General features: G+C 50.7%; 13 protein-coding genes. 2 read left to right on the top strand and 11 right to left on the bottom strand.

Annotated features, from left to right (window positions below):
- Nucleotides 1-44: 44 nt before the first annotated feature.
- The 9 genes from hflC to HXZ99_RS04945 all read right to left on the bottom strand — a co-directional run bounded on the left by hflC (nucleotide 45) and on the right by HXZ99_RS04945 (nucleotide 10162).
- Nucleotides 45-932, bottom strand: a complete 888-nt coding sequence (hflC, locus tag HXZ99_RS04985) for a protease modulator HflC (RefSeq protein WP_194756184.1) — start codon at nucleotides 930-932, stop codon at nucleotides 45-47.
- Nucleotides 933-935: 3 nt separating this feature from the next.
- Nucleotides 936-2123, bottom strand: a complete 1188-nt coding sequence (hflK, locus tag HXZ99_RS04980) for an FtsH protease activity modulator HflK (protein WP_194756183.1) — start codon at nucleotides 2121-2123, stop codon at nucleotides 936-938.
- A 44-nt stretch (nucleotides 2124-2167) separates the two neighbouring features.
- The gene (hflX, locus tag HXZ99_RS04975) at nucleotides 2168-3451 is read right to left on the bottom strand and encodes a ribosome rescue GTPase HflX (RefSeq protein WP_194756182.1); all 1284 of its coding nucleotides are present in this window, start codon (nucleotides 3449-3451) and stop codon (nucleotides 2168-2170) included.
- Between the two features lie 35 nt (nucleotides 3452-3486).
- Nucleotides 3487-3732: an RNA chaperone Hfq gene (gene hfq / locus HXZ99_RS04970; protein ID WP_126775997.1), complete on the bottom strand. Its 246-nt coding sequence runs from the start codon at nucleotides 3730-3732 to the stop codon at nucleotides 3487-3489.
- Between the two features lie 204 nt (nucleotides 3733-3936).
- Nucleotides 3937-4905 carry a tRNA (adenosine(37)-N6)-dimethylallyltransferase MiaA gene (miaA, locus tag HXZ99_RS04965; protein WP_407928494.1) on the bottom strand — a complete coding sequence of 323 codons (969 nt, stop codon included), beginning with the start codon at nucleotides 4903-4905 and terminating at the stop codon, nucleotides 3937-3939.
- Nucleotides 4898-6763 carry a DNA mismatch repair endonuclease MutL gene (mutL, locus tag HXZ99_RS04960; protein ID WP_194756180.1) on the bottom strand — a complete coding sequence of 622 codons (1866 nt, stop codon included), beginning with the start codon at nucleotides 6761-6763 and terminating at the stop codon, nucleotides 4898-4900. Before mutL ends, miaA begins: the two co-directional genes overlap by 8 nt.
- Nucleotides 6764-6769: 6 nt before the next feature.
- Nucleotides 6770-8140, bottom strand: coding sequence for an N-acetylmuramoyl-L-alanine amidase (locus tag HXZ99_RS04955; RefSeq protein ID WP_194756179.1), 1371 nt, complete (start codon nucleotides 8138-8140; stop codon nucleotides 6770-6772).
- Nucleotides 8137-8598, bottom strand: a complete 462-nt coding sequence (gene tsaE, locus HXZ99_RS04950) for a tRNA (adenosine(37)-N6)-threonylcarbamoyltransferase complex ATPase subunit type 1 TsaE (RefSeq protein WP_194756178.1) — start codon at nucleotides 8596-8598, stop codon at nucleotides 8137-8139. Before tsaE ends, HXZ99_RS04955 begins: the two co-directional genes overlap by 4 nt.
- Entirely contained in the window at nucleotides 8588-10162 is a 1575-nt protein-coding gene (locus tag HXZ99_RS04945) for an NAD(P)H-hydrate dehydratase (RefSeq protein WP_194756177.1), read from the bottom strand. Before HXZ99_RS04945 ends, tsaE begins: the two co-directional genes overlap by 11 nt.
- Nucleotides 10163-10205: 43 nt before the next feature.
- Between HXZ99_RS04945 and queG the strand changes: the two genes are divergently transcribed.
- Nucleotides 10206-11363, top strand: a complete 1158-nt coding sequence (gene queG / locus HXZ99_RS04940) for a tRNA epoxyqueuosine(34) reductase QueG (RefSeq protein WP_331458473.1) — start codon at nucleotides 10206-10208, stop codon at nucleotides 11361-11363.
- 8 nt (nucleotides 11364-11371) lie between these two features.
- On the opposite strand, the gene HXZ99_RS04935 is transcribed toward queG, so the two are convergent.
- Complete coding sequence (locus HXZ99_RS04935; protein WP_228517654.1) at nucleotides 11372-11614, bottom strand: YheV family putative zinc ribbon protein; 243 nt, start codon at nucleotides 11612-11614, stop codon at nucleotides 11372-11374.
- 87 nt (nucleotides 11615-11701) lie between these two features.
- Between HXZ99_RS04935 and HXZ99_RS04930 the strand changes: the two genes are divergently transcribed.
- Nucleotides 11702-13609: an ATP-binding cassette domain-containing protein gene (locus HXZ99_RS04930; protein ID WP_194756176.1), complete on the top strand. Its 1908-nt coding sequence runs from the start codon at nucleotides 11702-11704 to the stop codon at nucleotides 13607-13609.
- 91 nt (nucleotides 13610-13700) lie between these two features.
- Here the strand turns inward: HXZ99_RS04930 and ptrA are convergent, their stop codons facing one another.
- Nucleotides 13701-16586: a pitrilysin gene (gene ptrA, locus HXZ99_RS04925; protein ID WP_194756175.1), complete on the bottom strand. Its 2886-nt coding sequence runs from the start codon at nucleotides 16584-16586 to the stop codon at nucleotides 13701-13703.
- Nucleotides 16587-16614 lie beyond the last annotated feature (28 nt).

Genomic DNA, 16614 nt, shown 5'->3' with positions numbered 1-16614 from the left:
AAAAAACAAACGGGAGCCGAAGCTCCCGTTATCGTCGGTCTTCTTTAATTTCCGGAAGCAGACATGCTGCCGAAGTATTTAAAGAAGTCGCTATCTGGGCTTAGCACAAGAACGCTGTCGCCCGCACCGAAGCTTTTCGTATAGGCTTCTAAGCTTCGAATGAACGCAAAGAACTCCGCGTCTTGGGTATACGCACCTGCGTAGATTTGCGCAGCTTCCGCATCACCTTCACCGCGAATCTGACGCGCTTCACGCTCTGCATCCGCTAACATCACGGTGACACGAGCATCAACATCGGCACGGATAATTTCCGCCTGCTCACGACCTTCAGAGCGATGTTCACGCGCTACCGCATCCCGTTCAGCCCGCATCCGAGCAAAAATCGCGCTACTTACTTCCGTAGGTAAGTTGATTTGCTTGACGCGCACGTCGAGTACTTGGATACCAAGGTCATTCGAGCTTTCAGACGCTTGAATGAGTGCCTGTTCCATCAGCTCATCACGTTCACCAGAAACGATATCGCGAATAGTTCGCGCACCAAACTCCGCACGCAGTCCGTTGTTAATACGGCGCATTAACAGCTCTTCTGCTTCCGCTTGGTTACCGCCACCGGTAGACAGGTAGTACTTTGAAAAATCTTCGATGCGCCATTTTACAAAGGCATCGACGATTAAGTCTTTTTTCTCGCTAGTGATAAAGCGATCTGCCTGACCATCCAATGTTTTAATCCGCGCATCTAGCTTCTCGATACGCTCGATTAAAGGCACTTTAAAGTGCAAACCTGGTTGGTACACGATGGGCATACCGCTCTCATCTTGTGCCACTTTACCAAAGCGAATCACGATACCGCGTTCATGCTCGGCAACTGTGAAGAGTGACGAGTAACCTAGAATCGCAATGATAATGGCAATAACAATATAAATAGGTTTCATCGCTTAGTTCCCCCCACGCGTCGTTGTTCTAGAGCCAGTTCGATTCGGCTCTTGCTGGCCTGCGCTTCCACCGGTAGGCGAAGCAACACCATTCTGCCCTTGGCTCGGAAGCATAGGCAGGTTTTGTCCAGCACCACGTGAACGACCGTGTTGTTCTAGAATCTTATCTAATGGCAAATACATCATGTTATTGCTGCCATCGACATCGATAAAGATTTTTGCGTTATCTGCATAGATGCGCTCGAGCGTTTCTAAGAAGATACGCTGACGTGTAACTTCAGGCGCTGCTCGATACTGAGGTAATAGCTCATTAAAGCGAGCGATCTCACCCGTTGCCCGTAGAACCATTTGCTCTTTGTACGCTTGTGCTTCTTGTTGCAAGCGACGTACGCGACCACGAGCCGTTGGTTCAATTTCTCGAGCATAGGCTTCTGCTTCACGCACGAAACGTTCTTGGTCTTCCTGTGCCCGAATTGCATCATCAAAGGCTTCGCGCACTTCTTCAGGAGGTCTTGCGCCCAAGAAGTTGACATCAATCACCCGCAAACCTACATCATATCGCTCCACGAGACGCTCAATGATTTCCCAGGTTTGCTGACGAATCTCTTCCCGACCAACGGTCAAGATATTGTCCATGGTGTTGTGACCAATCACGTAACGCAATGCACTATCGGTAATTTGCGACAGGCTTGAATCAGGATTTTCAACGTTGAACAGATATGCGCGAGCATTCGCGATGCGGTACTGAACCGCGAGCTCAACACGCACGACGTTTTCATCTTCGGTTAGCATAAAGCCACCGGTTTCTTGACGGAAAACGTTGTTAACATCGACATTGGTGACTTGATCGATAAAGTAAGGACGCCAATGCAGACCTGATGTTACTTCTGCATGGTAAGCGCCAAAACGTTGGATAACACCACGCTCTGCTTCGCGAACCGTGTAGAATCCAGCGATAATCCAAATTACCGCGATTAATACCAATGCAAAGCCAACTGCTTTGCCTGGGATTCCGCCGCTCTTTGAACCACCACTCCCACCTTGGCCGCCTTTTCCGCCGCCAAGACCTAGTTTGCTCATGAGACTGCGCAAAGCTTCGTCTAGATCAGGTGGACCCTGATCTCGACCACCTTGGTTGTTACCCCAAGGATCTTTATCTTTGCCGCTGTTCCCCGGTTGATTCCAGGCCATCGAATACTCCAGCAAATACTTAAAAATTAAACACTACAACTCGACTAACAAATAACATTTGTTAGTCGATCACCAAACTGTTTCAACAACCGCTGCCATTCCACAACGGGTACTTTTACCGATAGTATCACATCTCCATCGGTCTGTGGTCGTTCTTCGATCACACAATGTAAAGCGTATAATGTACTCCGTAATTTCCCATCGTTTGGCCCCAATCGCAACTCATGTTTTATCAGCTGCGGAGCCAATATTGCGTGCAACGCTTCCCGCAATAAATCGATTCCGTCACCGGATTGCGCAGATAACCATACTTCCTGTGGTCGTTGATCATCATCATAAACAATACGAGGTGACAATTCCGGCACTAAATCCAACTTGTTCATGACCATCAATTGCGGCACATCACTCGCTTCAATTTCGGCGAGCACACTGTCTACTTCCCGTCGATTCTCTGCCATGCGTTCATCATGGCAATCCATCACGTGAACCAGTAAGTCTGCATCTTTGGTTTCTTGCAAAGTCGCCTTAAATGCCGCCACTAAATCGTGCGGCAAATGGCGAATAAAACCAACTGTATCTGCAAAAATGACCGTCCCAATATCTGGAAGTTCATATTTACGCAGGGTTGGATCAAGGGTTGCAAAAAGCTGATCCGCTGCATACACATCGGCGTCGGTAAGGCGATTAAACAAGGTTGATTTGCCGGCGTTGGTATAACCAACTAACGCGATGGTAGGGATTTCAGCGCGATTTCTCGCTCGCCGACCTTGTTCCCGCTGCTTCTCCACCTTTTCTAGGCGCGCAAGAATATTCTTAATACGACCGCGAATCAAACGACGGTCAGTCTCTAACTGCGTTTCCCCAGGTCCACGCAAGCCTATCCCGCCTTTTTGGCGTTCAAGGTGAGTCCAGCCACGAATGAGGCGCGTAGAAATATGTCGCAGCTGAGCTAACTCAACTTGTAACTTACCTTCATGGGTACGCGCCCGCTGCGCGAATATATCCAAGATAAGACCGGTGCGATCAAGCACCCGACACTTTACTTCACGTTCAATATTTCGCTCTTGTGACGGTGACAACTTGTGGTTGAAAATAACCACGTCTGCGTTGGTTGCTTGAACTAACGCCGCCACTTCTTCGGTTTTACCCGATCCGATAAATAAGCGGGCATCTGGAGAATGCCGCGAGGTAGTGACCACCGCGCCAGCAGTGACGCCAGCGGATGACACTAATAATTTGAGTTCTTCGAGATCTTCGCGTGCTGATTCATTGGGAAAGTCCACATGAACCAACACGGCCTGCTCGCCACCTTCATACCGCTCAAACAAGCAAGCCGCTCCTTCACTGTCCGCTAATGGACAGTTTATTCATCTCCATCGTGACCATTTTGCGGAGGATATTGACTAGGACTCCGCGACGGTACCACAGTAGAAATTGCATGTTTATAAACCATTTGGCTCACGGTATTTTTAAGTAGAACCACAAACTGATCAAAAGATTCAATTTGCCCTTGCAACTTAATACCGTTCACTAAGTAAATTGAGACCGGAATTCTCTCACGACGCAGTGCGTTCAAAAAAGGGTCTTGTAATGTTTGCCCTTTTGCCATAAATCGGCTCCTTTATCGTTATTAGTATTGTTACGGCCGCCACGTGGATAACCCACACTTTCCTTGGCAACATGTTCATTCACGAATCCGCACGTTTCCGGAACATCGTAAAATGCTTCACTAGTGTAGCAACAAAATCAAAAAATCATACAACCTGATATAGTGTCAATTGATGAAATTTCAACAGTTTTCCACAAATTTTGTCTATTTTTCGTTATTCAACCACGCCTCAGGAGGAAGTGGTGCTGCTTCCAAGGCTGCGAACATTTTATCGGTGGTATCCCCTAACATGGGGTCGATCCAGTGCAGTCCGGGCCAAGAACGCAACCACGTTATTTGCCGTTTCGCTAATTGCCGTGTCGCAATCACGCCGCGATCAATCATGTCGGAATGACTGAGTTCACCTTCCAGATACTGCCACATCTGACGATACCCTACCGCACGTATCGCTGGAAGATCGCGATGGAGATCTCCGCGTTCCATTAAACCACGTACTTCCTGTTCAAAACCTTGTGCAATCATTTGCGCAAATCTGCGCTCAATACGATCATGTAAGACTTTCCGATCAGCAGGCGCCACGGCAATTTGCCAGCTCGGTATTGAGAGCCCCGGATTCTGCGTTTGGGTGTGCTCGGTCATCGATTGCCCACTGACTCGGTACACCTCAAGTGCGCGCATTATTCGTTGCGGATCATTGGGGTGAATGCGCTCTGCCGAGACTGGATCGATGGCTGCGAGCTGGTTGTGCACAAAGGTCCACCCGTGCTCATCGGCATCCTGTTGAATGCGCTCTCGTGCCTTTGCATCGGCTTTAGGCAGGGATGACAAGCCCGCCAACAAACCCCGTAAATAAAGCATGGTCCCTCCCACAAACAGAGGGATCTTTCCCCGTCCACGAATGTCAGACACTAATGCTAACGCATCCGCGCGAAAATCAGCTGCCGAATAGGCATCCGCGGGATCGCGAATATCAATCAGGTGATGAGGATAGCGCTCCAACTCTTCGGCTGTCGGCTTTGCTGTACCAATATCCATACCCCGATACACCAAGGCTGAATCCACACTAATTAATTCAACTGGCAATTCATCCGCGAGTTTCATCGCAAGCGCGGTCTTTCCGGCGGCAGTGGGACCACTTAAACAAATCACACCCTGATGCAGGTGCTCAATCAGGTTCATGCTGGTCTCCCCGCTCTGATACGAGATTCTGCCAAGGTAATTCAATCACGTCGTTCGCCCAGGGCAACTTTGCTTCGTCGGCTTCGCGCATCACCCGTTCCACACCCGATTTCGGTAGCGCTTCTATCAAGGCAAATTGGCTAAGCCAAGTCGCGAGACGCAAACGGGTCGCCTCATCCATGTCACTCAAGCAAGTAAGTGAGTGCTCACAAATCCAGTTTACCAAAGCAGGAATAACCTCGCTTAAATTGCCATGGCGAATTACGCTGGGAACCTGCTTGATTTGTACGACACTGCGTCCAGATTTCTCGAGCAAAATGCCTAACTCTTGCAGGATAGATTGGTTCTCGAACAGGGCAGCCATGGTTTCTTTGTCAGACAGCGCTAAAGGCAATAACAACGGCTGACCGGTTAGCCCTATCTTTAAACCCGACAGCAAACGTTGCTGTATCAGTTGTCGTTGTAGATTGCGCACGTCGATCAGGCCAAGCTTGTCGTCCATTTGCAAAAGCCCAAACCACTGGGCATGGATCGCAAGCAATTGCCAACGGTTTGAACCTGTTGGCGTTGCCTCCTGAGGCCACATTTGTTGATAAACAGCTTGGGCCTTCTTGTCTTTTTCTGTAGCCGAGCCATAGGCGCTGTGTGGTGTCTGCGCTTGCCGTCGGATTGGGAAAAAAGGCGATTGCTGTAAATCACCTCGATTCGGTGCCGTCGATGAGGATGCTTGGGCAAAACCTTGGGCAGAAGGTGACGATGATAGCTGAGATTCGCTAACAGCGCCCTCGGCTGGGCGAGCCGGTGTAGCGTAGCCATGTTGATACTCGGTGGTGGTATGCTCAGAGTCCGTTGCACCTAAAACTTGGCTTAAACTGCTACGAACCACCCCAAGGACAAAATCATGCACTTGCCGCGCTTGATGAAAACGCACTTCGTGTTTTGCCGGATGCACGTTTACATCAACATCATGGGCCGGCAAAGTGAGATACAGAATAAATGTAGGTTGTCGGTCGTCTGGCAGTGATTCCCCATAGGCTTGGCGCACCGCATGATTTAGGAGCTTATCCCGCATCATGCGTCCGTTCACATACATGTATTGTATGTCCCCCTGATGCCGACACACCTGCGGTGGACTCACCCAGCCCCGTAATGACAGAGTATCGTCCTGATGGGTAAGATATACGGCTTCTTCGGCAAAACGGCGACCTGCCACTTGCTGCAAACGCTTGTTCTGATGCTCGTCTTTAACGCTCTGATACTGACGTAACACTTGATGATTATGGGTGAGCACGATAGTGACATCCGACCGTGCCAGCGCAATTCGTCGAATCACCTCATCAATATGACCGAACTCGGTTTTTTCGGTACGCATAAATTTGCGCCGAGCCGGTGTATTGAAAAACAAATCTTCTACATCCACGGTCGAGCCGATGGGATGGGACGCAGGCTCAATCGCGACCTGCATATCTCGCCCCTCGCAGAACGCCGCCCATGCTTCCTCGCTTGCAACGGTTCGCGACGTCAGACGCAGGCGTGACACCGAGCTAATACTCGCCAGCGCCTCCCCCCGAAACCCCAAACTCAGAATTGCTTCAAGGTCATCAAGGGTCGCTATTTTACTGGTCGCATGGCGGCTTAGGGCCAACGTGAGTTCGTCTTTTGCGATGCCCGAACCATTATCGCGGACGCGAATGCGGCGCGCGCCACCCTTCTCGATATCAACACGGATTTCCGTTGCGCCAGCATCAAGACTGTTCTCGACAAGTTCTTTCACAACCGATGCGGGGCGTTCTACAACTTCACCCGCAGCTATTTGGTTCGCTAGCTGAGGAGGTAATAATTGAATCGGCATAGGCCCTTACCGCCCTACTGGGATTTCGAGGCGTTGGCCAATGCGAATCGTGTTGCTGCGCAGATTATTGTGCTTCCGAATAGCATCGACGCTGCTGCCATACCGCCGCGCAATCACGGATAAAGACTCTCCCGACGCCACCACATGGGTACGAAAGTCCATTTCTGCCAACAGGGTATTTTCAACCGGATTACGCAGAAAATACTCACGGATTCCTTCATACAGCGCATTCGCAAGGCGATCCTGATGGCGTTCATTTATCAGTAGGCGTTCTTTTTGTGGATTGGAAATAAAGCCTAGCTCCACTAGCACCGAGGGCGTTCGAAGTGAATTTAGCACGGCAAAACTCGCCGCTTCTGGGCGGTTTCGATGTAAATTAGTTACCCGGCCTAAGTGATCAAGTAATATCACCGCAGCTTCATGACCACCCGCCATAGAACTATCTCGGTACATATCAAGCAAGGTGCGGTTTAGGAATTGATCCGAATCGTTATCCTGAAGAATATGCTCAACGTCGATTAATTCCTCACTTAAGCGTTCTTTATTCTCCAACGCGCGCCCTAACTCTGTTTCTGAACGCCGTGCTGATAATACCCATACCGAAGCACCGCGCGGTTGGGCACTAGTAAAGGCATCGGCATGCAAGGACACAAAGAAATCTGCCCGCTCTCGCCGCGCCAAACTGGTGCGTTGCCCTAAAGGTACGGTTTGATCGCTACTGCGTGTTAACACCGCGCGCATGCCCGGATCCGCATTGATGCGTTGCGCCAATTTTCGGGCCACGGCTAAGGTCACGACTTTCTCTTGGGTGCCTGCTGGGCCAATGGAGCCAGGGTCACGTCCACCGTGACCTGCATCGATGGCAATGACAATCTCGCGCGGGGGCAATACTTCAGCGGTGCGAGGTGCCCGTGTTTCCGTAGAGGTGGTTGCCGTCGTTGACGGCGTTCGACTTACCTCGGCAGTCGCGCCGGGCACATCCACCACTAAGCGATGGCCCGAACCATTCGCTGGCCCGAGTGAAAATACGGTAGGTGAATTGGCACTGGCAATCTCGAGAACGACCCGGAATGTTCCTTGCCGCGGTGGCCCGCTCGAACGAATCACATTTAATACATCCGAGTGAAATTCTACCTGTCCCAGATTCACGCGATTGCTGGTTTGGTGGAAATCAACCACAACCCGATGAGGGGCTGTATCGAAAATAGTAAAATAGGTAAAGTTTGGTTCGGCCGACAAATCAAAGACAATACGCGTCCGTTCAGCCGAAGGCCAAACACGCACGTTATCTAATGTATTCGAAGCGAATACAGTTATTGGCGTTAGCAGGCTCCCCACCACCACGCTAATCACCACGAGAAACCGCAGTATTCTCATTGCAGCTGTTTTACCACCTCTTCCCCAAGATCGCTGTGTCCAACGATAGTTGCTATCCGCCCGTTTGCTTCGGGCTGTAATGTGATGACCAGATCCGCTTGCGGCAATATTCCCGCACCTCGCTCTGGCCACTCAATTAAACGGAGACTGTCTTTACTAAAATAGTCCCGAATTCCCATATATTCGAGTTCTTCCGGGTCTGCCAAGCGATATAAATCAAAATGGTAGACACGCCAATTTGCCAACTCGTAGGGCTCAATTAATGTATAGGTTGGACTTTTTACCGCCCCTGTATGCCCCAATTGATGCATAAATCCACGGCTAAAGGTGGTTTTCCCCATGCCTAGGGTGCCACGTAAATAAATCGTTATACCTTTGCTGCAAGCGCGAGCCACTTCGGCTCCAAGCGCTACGGTTGCCTCTTCATCGGGCAATATAACCTGATATTCACGAGTCATTCGGGTTTATCCAATGTACTATCCAAGGAAACAAGTCAGACGCTAGCAACCCGCGTGACGTACCGGGGCGCAAAGCCTGCGCCGCCGCCTCACCCGCAAGGCCATGAGCCATCACTGCCGCGCGTACACTATCTTCTGTCGTGATGTTCAGCGCGCCCGCCTGACCCATTAATGCGCTTATCATACCTGTTAACACGTCTCCCATGCCAGCGCTTGCCATCGCTGCACAGCCAAATGGGCTCACCGCGGTGCCTTCGCTACCACAAATTAGACTTCCTGCACCTTTAAGCACCACGACTCCACCGAACTGCTCTTGCAGGGTTTGCGCCGCCAACCAGCGATTTGCCTCAATATCGCTGCCGTCACAGTCGAGTAACCGTGATGCTTCGCCCGGATGAGGTGTCAGCACCCAATGATTACGAGACGATAGTTCCAACGCTGATTCGGCCAACCAATTTAATGCGTCGGCATCAAGTACGGTCGGCAGCTCAAGTTGTGGGTCACTCCGTTCTAAACCTTGGAGATACCAATTCCACCAACGCTGCCCCCAGTCTTGACGGCCTAATCCTGGCCCCATGGCAAAGACTGTGGCCTGCTCTATAAGTTCCGCAACCCGCGGATCTTCTGGCTCCAGCCCTAAAACCATCAGTTCCGCTTGCTGACCTACCAGAAACTCCTGACCCGGTTCGCAGATCACCGTCACTTTGCCAGCGCCAGCGCGCAACGCGGCAGTACCCGCTAAACGCACCGCGCCTGCCATTCCTTGGCTACCGCCAACAATCAGGACATGTCCGTGCTGGCCTTTGTGACTATGGGCAGGACGAGGAGAGAGCCACTGACCAAGTTGATCTTGCTGCAAGTGCCAAGCCGCGGGTTCCGTCAGCAGTCGAAATTCCCGCTGAATGCCCAAATCTGCAAACCATAGTTTGCCACGGTACGCCGTTGCTGCGCCTGTGCACAGGCCGCGTTTAACCGCCACAAAGGTTACTGTGTGATCGGCAATGATTGCATCCCCTAGCGCACAGCCCGTGTCGCCATGCAATCCAGTGGGTATATCTAATGCAAGTACCGACAGTTTGGCCTCATTGACGCCCTCGACACACTCACGAATATCGCCGCGCAGATCGCTATCGATACCGGTACCTAGAAGCGCATCAACAATCCAATCGGGTTCGCTTTCGGGCCAATCCAAAAGCGGTTCAACCTCACCATCGGCATCCAACCATTGTTGCAATGCGCGCTGTGCGTCGGTTGTTTTCGGCTCAGCGCTGGCAAACAACCGCACCTGCCACCCGGCTTCTTTGGCCAAGGCGGCCACGATATAACCATCACCGCCATTGTTTCCCGGACCGCAGAGTACCGCAATCTGGTCTTCGGCCGAGGCATGCTGTTCTAAACAGGTCCAGCCAGCGGCGCCAGCCCGTTGCATTAATGTCCACATGTCCACACCTGCCCTGGCAGCGGCTTCTGCTTCCATGTGCCGCACCTGTTCAGGTCGATAAAGTTGCTGTGGTATGCTGTCACTTATGCTGTCACTTATACCGTGACTAAAGAGTTGCTCCATGGCTTCACCTTTATGTTTCTCTCATTAGCAGGATAACCAAAGCGTGGCAATAACAACAGCCGACTTACACGAACTTGCCGGAAAAATTAAATCTTGGGGTGTCGAACTTGGTTTCCAGCAGGTTGGCATTACCGATCTTGATTTGAGCAAACATGAAAAAGCGTTACAACAGTGGCTCGATAAAAAGTATCACGGCAGCATGGAGTACATGGAACGTCATGGGATGTTGCGGGCGCGTCCTCAAGAACTTCATCCCGGCAGCGTCCGCGCCATTTGCGTGCGTATGGATTACTTACCCAAAGGCGCCCGCTTCGCCGAGGTTTTAAGTGATGATCGTAAAGCCTATGTGAGCCGGTATGCACTAGGTCGCGACTACCACAAAGTGATGCGTAAACGCTTAAAGCAGCTCGGTGATCGCATTCAGGCCTACTGCAACGAAGAGCTTACCGGCGCAAATCCGGACTTTCGCCCTTTCGTCGATTCAGCGCCAATTTTGGAGCGTCCCTTGGCGGAAAAAGCGGGTCTGGGTTGGACTGGGAAACACACGCTGCTGCTTGACGCAGACGACGGCTCTTGGTTTTTTCTTGGTGAGCTTCTAATTAATCTGCCCTTACCCACCGATCAAGCGCAACCGGAGCAGTGTGGTAAGTGCACTGCCTGCATTACTATATGCCCCACCAATGCCATTGTTGAACCTTATCTACTCGACGCGCGCCGCTGTATTTCCTATCTCACTATTGAACATGACGGTGCCATACCAGAAGAGTTTCGACGTCCAATGGGCAATAGGATTTACGGATGTGATGACTGTCAGTTAGTGTGCCCGTGGAATCGCTATGCCACACCCACACCCGAAGCCGATTTCTTACCTCGCCATCCGCTGCACGCGCCCGATCTTTTAGCACTTTGGGCGTGGGACGAGGAAACCTTCCTGACTGAAACTCAAGGCTCGCCTATTCGGCGGATTGGGTTTGAGCGGTGGCAACGTAATCTCGCAGTTGCGATGGGCAACAGCGCGCCTGAGCCAGAGTTAATAACGGCCTTACAGGAAAGCCGTGCTGCAGCCTCAGAGGTGGTGCGGGAACATATTGATTGGGCACTGACTGAGTTAGCGCGAAAACAACGAGAAGGCCACAGCGCTAACCAGCAAGTGAAACGCTTAGTGCGGATAATAGAAAAAGGACTTCCCCGAGATGCTTAGGGAACCTGTTATTCAGGTTTAAAGACACCAATGACTTGATCGCGTTTTACCGCTGCCTTGCCTTTCGGTTCTTCTGAGGTGTGATCATCTTCACTCATGTGATAATCGCATTCCACACAGCGAACATGCTCTTTGTCCTCTTCCATATATACCATCAGAGAATCTTCGGCCTTACAGGCGGGGCAAACTGCCCCCGCGATAAATCGTTTACGGGTGCGCGTCATCGCAATCTTATTCCTCATGTTACTCATGGTGTAGTCCATGAGATTGTGCTGAATCCCATCCGCGACTGAGGTATGATCACCGCCGATTAGTTTTTCATCGAGCGAGCAGCTTTTATGATCCAAGCCGACGGCCTCAGTCTCATTCGCGGCGGACAACATTTATTACTGAATGCACAGTTTACCATTTTTCCCGGCCACCGTGTCGGTTTAGTGGGTGCGAACGGTGCTGGGAAATCTAGTTTGTTTGCCCTGTTTCGTGGCGAACTAAAGGAAGATGCCGGCCAACTCAGCATTCCGAGCGCTTGGCGCATTGCCAGCGTTGCGCAAGAAACACCCGCCCTCGACACGCCTGCTCGTGATTATGTTATTCAAGGCGATAGCGAGTATACGCAAACTCGGGCAGCTTTGGATGCAGCAGAACGAAATAATGATGGTGATGCCATTGCCCGCTGTCATGGCAAACTCGATGCCATTGGCGGCTACCATATTCATGCTCGGGCAGCACAACTACTGATTGGCTTAGGGTTTACCCAAGCTCAACTTGAGCACCCTGTGCGCAGCTTTTCCGGGGGCTGGCGAATGCGCTTAAATTTGGCGCAAGCCTTGATCGCGCGTGCTGATTTACTCTTGCTCGACGAGCCCACGAACCATCTCGATCTTGATGCGATTGTCTGGCTTGAGAACTGGCTAAAACGCTTTGAAGGCACCTCCATTGTGATATCGCACGACCGCGAATTCCTTGACGGCGTAGTCAATCAGATCATTCATATTGAACATAAAGTGACGCAGCAATACGCTGGCGACTACAGTTCGTTCCAACGACAACGCAGTGAACGCCGTTCGCAACAACAACAATTATTTGAAAAAGAACAGGCACAGCGGGCTCATCTGCAAAAATTCGTTGATCGCTTTCGCGCCAAAGCCTCGAAGGCAAAACAAGCGCAATCTCGCTTAAAAGCGATCGAAAAGCTGACATCGACAGCCCCCTTAGGTGACCACGAGCCCTTTGATTTATCGTTTCCGGAACCGAAGAAATTACCCAACCCATTAATCCAACTGGATCAGATTCAGGCGGGTTACGGTGACACCACTATTTTACGCAAAGTGCAGCTCAATTTAGTGCCCGGCAGCCGCATAGGATTGCTCGGGCGCAACGGCGCGGGTAAATCGACATTGATGAAGTTGCTAGCCGGTGAGCTTCATCCGCTGTCAGGCGAACGTGCGGCGAACCCTGGCCTTGCGATTGGCTATTTTGCCCAACACCAACTTGATACGTTACAGCTTGATGATTCAGCATTGGCCCATTTGCAACGGGTCGATCGCAGCGCCACAGAGCAAGATTTGCGTAACTTTTTAGGGCGATTTGGTTTTAGTGGTAATCGGGCCTACGAGCCTGTTGGCCCTTTTTCTGGTGGCGAGAAAGCTCGGTTGGTATTGGCGCTGCTCATCTATCAACAACCCAATCTTCTGTTGCTCGATGAGCCCACCAACCACTTAGATTTAGATATGCGAGAAGCATTGGTGATCGCGTTGCAGGAGTTTTCCGGCGCCATGGTAATAGTCTCCCATGATCGTCATTTCTTGCGGGCCACCGTTGATGATTATTACTTAGTCGCCCATGGCAATGTTGAAGCCTTTCCAGGCGATCTTGATGCCTACTCACAATGGCTCAATGAGCAATTAAAACAAAGTCAGCAAGCCAGTGTAGAGACAAACAAGAGTGACCCCGAGCACAGTAGTCAAAACCGAAAAGCACAACGACAGGCGGCCGCCCAACAACGGCAAGCACTTAAACCTTTACGGGACCGTCTGCGTAAAGCGGAGCAACAGATGGCATCCCTTGGGAAAGAGCTGGCCGAGGTGGAAGCGGAATTAGCTGAGCCCGCGTTATATCAAGCTGAGAATAAAAGTAAGTTAACGTCGCTGTTAAAACGCCAAGGTGAACTCAGTACACAGATGGAGCAAGCTGAAGCGGACTGGCTCGAGGTGAGCGAGCAATTAGAGGTGTATGACAGTGAATAAACAGCCCCTCTGATTATCTTTTACGGGCTTGTTTTCAGTAAATTTGCGACACCACATAAAGGGGCACTTCCGTGCCCCTTCTCTTTACGTGTTACTGGCTTTGCAAGCGTTCGTCGCTCCATGCGCTAACGCTATCAATCACACGCAATTCTTCGAGCGTGGCAAAATCGATGTCAGTGAAGTTGCGTCCACGCAATTGCACCAATACCCGCGCACTATTGCTTGCACTAAACAGGCGATCAAAGTAGGCGCTGACACTTGCTAAGGTGGCCGACTCGAGTTCATGTTGGTAGCGAGTACGTGAATCAAAGCGATAACGTTGGTTTTGCCAGTCGGTAATTAAACGACCCGCTTCTTCCGCTAATGTTTGCGGTGGCTGAGTAAGGTTGGTTAACACGCCCTGTTGGAACTGTTTGAACTCCTCTTCAGTCATACTTGCCAGGCGCTCCGCATATTGCGCTCGGAATGTATCGAAGCGTTCTAATAAAGGCGCTGGACCACGCACCGGGCTTTGAATCAAAAACCCTAATCCGGCGTAATCATCGAGTGTAATCGTGGTAATACCCACAGAATACCCGAGCTGATCTTCCGTGCGCAATTCGGTAAAGAAGCGCGAACTCATCATTTCATTAAGTAAGGCCACGTGCGCACGATTTTTCATAGAATCGTCTTCTAACATCCATACATCTAGCAAGCCTGTGTCATCCAATGACACGTCTGCTTGCCAGCTGATCCGTAAATCAGCACTCGGGATCACGATGGGTGCGCGCGTCAACGACTGAGCACGGTTGGCACCACCCAATTCCGCCATTCGTGCGGCCAGCGCTTGTACGGCTTCGTCTGAATAGTTGCCATGAACATACATGCGCAGCATGTTGTTTTGCAGGAGCTGATCACGAACTGCACGAATATCGGCAGGTGTGATTTGCTGAAGCGCAGCGAGTTGTGCGTCCACATCGGCGGAGGGCAAGCGCATCAGCTGGTTGAAGTTAGGCATTAATTGCTGAACCGGGAATCGTAATCTCGCATTCTGAATGGAGCGGCGAATACGGTCTACGGATTGTGCTAATGCCGGTGCACTTGGTTCAAACTCGGCAAAATCGGTCAACACCCGTTCTGCTAATAGCGGTTGCTTGTCATTAAATCCGGACAAAGACAGATTCAAACCATCACTGGCAGATAAATTAAATGACACACCCGCGATCGATGCTTCCCGGCCAAGAGCCTGCTGTGACAAGCTAAACATATCCATCAACACGGCACGTGCCATTTGTTCTTCTAAACTGCGTGCGTGGAACGGTTGATACAACTGAATACGTACTTCAGCCCGTGGCTCTGCAAATCGCTCGCTGCGCATCAGCCAAGCGGAGGCGGTTCCAGAATCAACCACGTGTTGTGGGCGTTCATGCACCGCACCTGCAACCACGCTTAAATCTTCAGGTAAGAGACGATTCACGTCAGGCAACTGGACAGTATGCACAGATCCTTGTTCTTTCCATGTGGTCAATGTGTCTTCGGTTAAAGACTCACGCGCGTAAAAACCTTCCGTAAATGGAATCGGTGTATCCACCTCTTCATTGGGAGAAATAAAGGTGACACGCGCCCGCTCAGGCAGCAACTGCGCAAGCACGTTGTTAATACGCTCAGGGTCGTAATCGCGAAGAATATAGGAATGACTAATTACATGTTCCGCGGGGTAATGCAATAAGTTGGCCGCTAGCCCCATGGTATATTGAAAACCGCCACGGCGGCGCAGGAAGGTAAAGTCATTTTCAAGAACTGTTTCTAATTCCTCATAATACTTACGTTCAATTCCTTGTTCCTGAATTTGTTCAAGGTAATTGAGCAACACACCCACCATGACTTCACGGTTTTGGTATCCGGCTTCGGTAAGATCAGCGCCAATTCTAAAGAGACCTTGATTACCAAACACATCGGGTTGTGCATAAGCTCCCAAACTATCCAACCAACCTAACTCGCGAAACAGCGCGGCAGGCGTACCTGGCATTTCTGAATTCAGTAAATAGGCGACTAACTCATTTGGCTTATAGGCGTAGTCATCGCGATTATTGTCGATCACGAAGTCGATAAAGAAGCTACGCATTTCCATCTGCGGCTTATAACGCAGAAGTATTCCTTCATCACGCTCGGTCACCGCGGGAACGTTCACAACAGGGGCATCAACATCGTGGTTTGGAATATCGGCAAATGCATCCCGCGCCAGCATTTCTAGCTCATCTAGTGAACGATTACCTAATACCGCAGCTGTCATTTGATTCGCCGAGTAATAGCGCTCGTAAAACGCGACGAGTTCATCATGGAGTTTGCTGTCCGGTTTATCGCGCAGGGTTTCTAGGTTACCAATATTGAACTGTGCGGCTGGATGTTCCGGGTTGATTGTTTCACCAAGGAGGGCAAAAAGAATAAAGCCGTCGGCAGCGCTGCGCATAGACCACTCTGAATGCACCGCATTCACTTCCTTCTCGGCATATTCTGGATACAGCAAGGGCGCACGGAAAAAGTCGGCGAAGCGATCTAAAGCTTCTGGTAACGCACTATTGTTCACTTCAAACATGTAGTTTGTATGATCTTGTGCGGCATAGGCGTTGTTCATGCCGCCATTTTGCGACATAAATTCGTCGTATGAACCGGGCTCTGGGTATTTCTCCGTTCCAAGAAATAACATGTGCTCGAGATAATGCGACATACCTTGTTGCTCAACTGGGTCTTGCAAGCTGCCGACGCGGACAGCAAGCGCTGCCGCCGATTTTTCCGCTTCCGGATCGCTCACCAGCACTACCTGCAATTGATTCTCTAGGGTAATTGCGCGGTATTCGCGGGTATCGTTAGGACTTGTTTGAACCCCGGTCTCTTTAACAACTACATCTTCTGGCGGGGTGGCGGGAGAACAGCCGAGCATGAATATGGCTACAAACGCGCTCAGTGTGATCATCCGATTATGCTGCATACTCAACATGGTATTCCTCTTCCATTGAATTTGTTCT

The organism is Aliidiomarina indica (assembly GCF_015354615.1).
Lineage (GTDB): Bacteria > Pseudomonadota > Gammaproteobacteria > Enterobacterales > Alteromonadaceae > Aliidiomarina > Aliidiomarina indica.
This window is presented reverse-complemented; position numbering and strand designations above follow the sequence as displayed.

What these genes read in the sequence shown, in the direction of transcription:
- hflC (WP_194756184.1), bottom strand. Translation starts at nt 932, where the DNA reads ATGAAACCTATTTATATTGTTATTGCCATTATCATTGCGATTCTAGGT.
- hflK (WP_194756183.1), bottom strand. Translation starts at nt 2,123, where the DNA reads ATGGCCTGGAATCAACCGGGGAACAGCGGCAAAGATAAAGATCCTTGG.
- hfq (WP_126775997.1), bottom strand. Translation starts at nt 3,732, where the DNA reads ATGGCAAAAGGGCAAACATTACAAGACCCTTTTTTGAACGCACTGCGT.
- mutL (WP_194756180.1), bottom strand. Translation starts at nt 6,763, where the DNA reads ATGCCGATTCAATTATTACCTCCTCAGCTAGCGAACCAAATAGCTGCG.
- HXZ99_RS04955 (WP_194756179.1), bottom strand. Translation starts at nt 8,140, where the DNA reads ATGAGAATACTGCGGTTTCTCGTGGTGATTAGCGTGGTGGTGGGGAGC.
- tsaE (WP_194756178.1), bottom strand. Translation starts at nt 8,598, where the DNA reads ATGACTCGTGAATATCAGGTTATATTGCCCGATGAAGAGGCAACCGTA.
- HXZ99_RS04945 (WP_194756177.1), bottom strand. Translation starts at nt 10,162, where the DNA reads ATGGAGCAACTCTTTAGTCACGGTATAAGTGACAGCATAAGTGACAGC.
- HXZ99_RS04935 (WP_228517654.1), bottom strand. Translation starts at nt 11,614, where the DNA reads ATGAGTAACATGAGGAATAAGATTGCGATGACGCGCACCCGTAAACGA.
- HXZ99_RS04930 (WP_194756176.1), top strand. Translation starts at nt 11,702, where the DNA reads ATGATCCAAGCCGACGGCCTCAGTCTCATTCGCGGCGGACAACATTTA.
- ptrA (WP_194756175.1), bottom strand. Translation starts at nt 16,586, where the DNA reads ATGTTGAGTATGCAGCATAATCGGATGATCACACTGAGCGCGTTTGTA.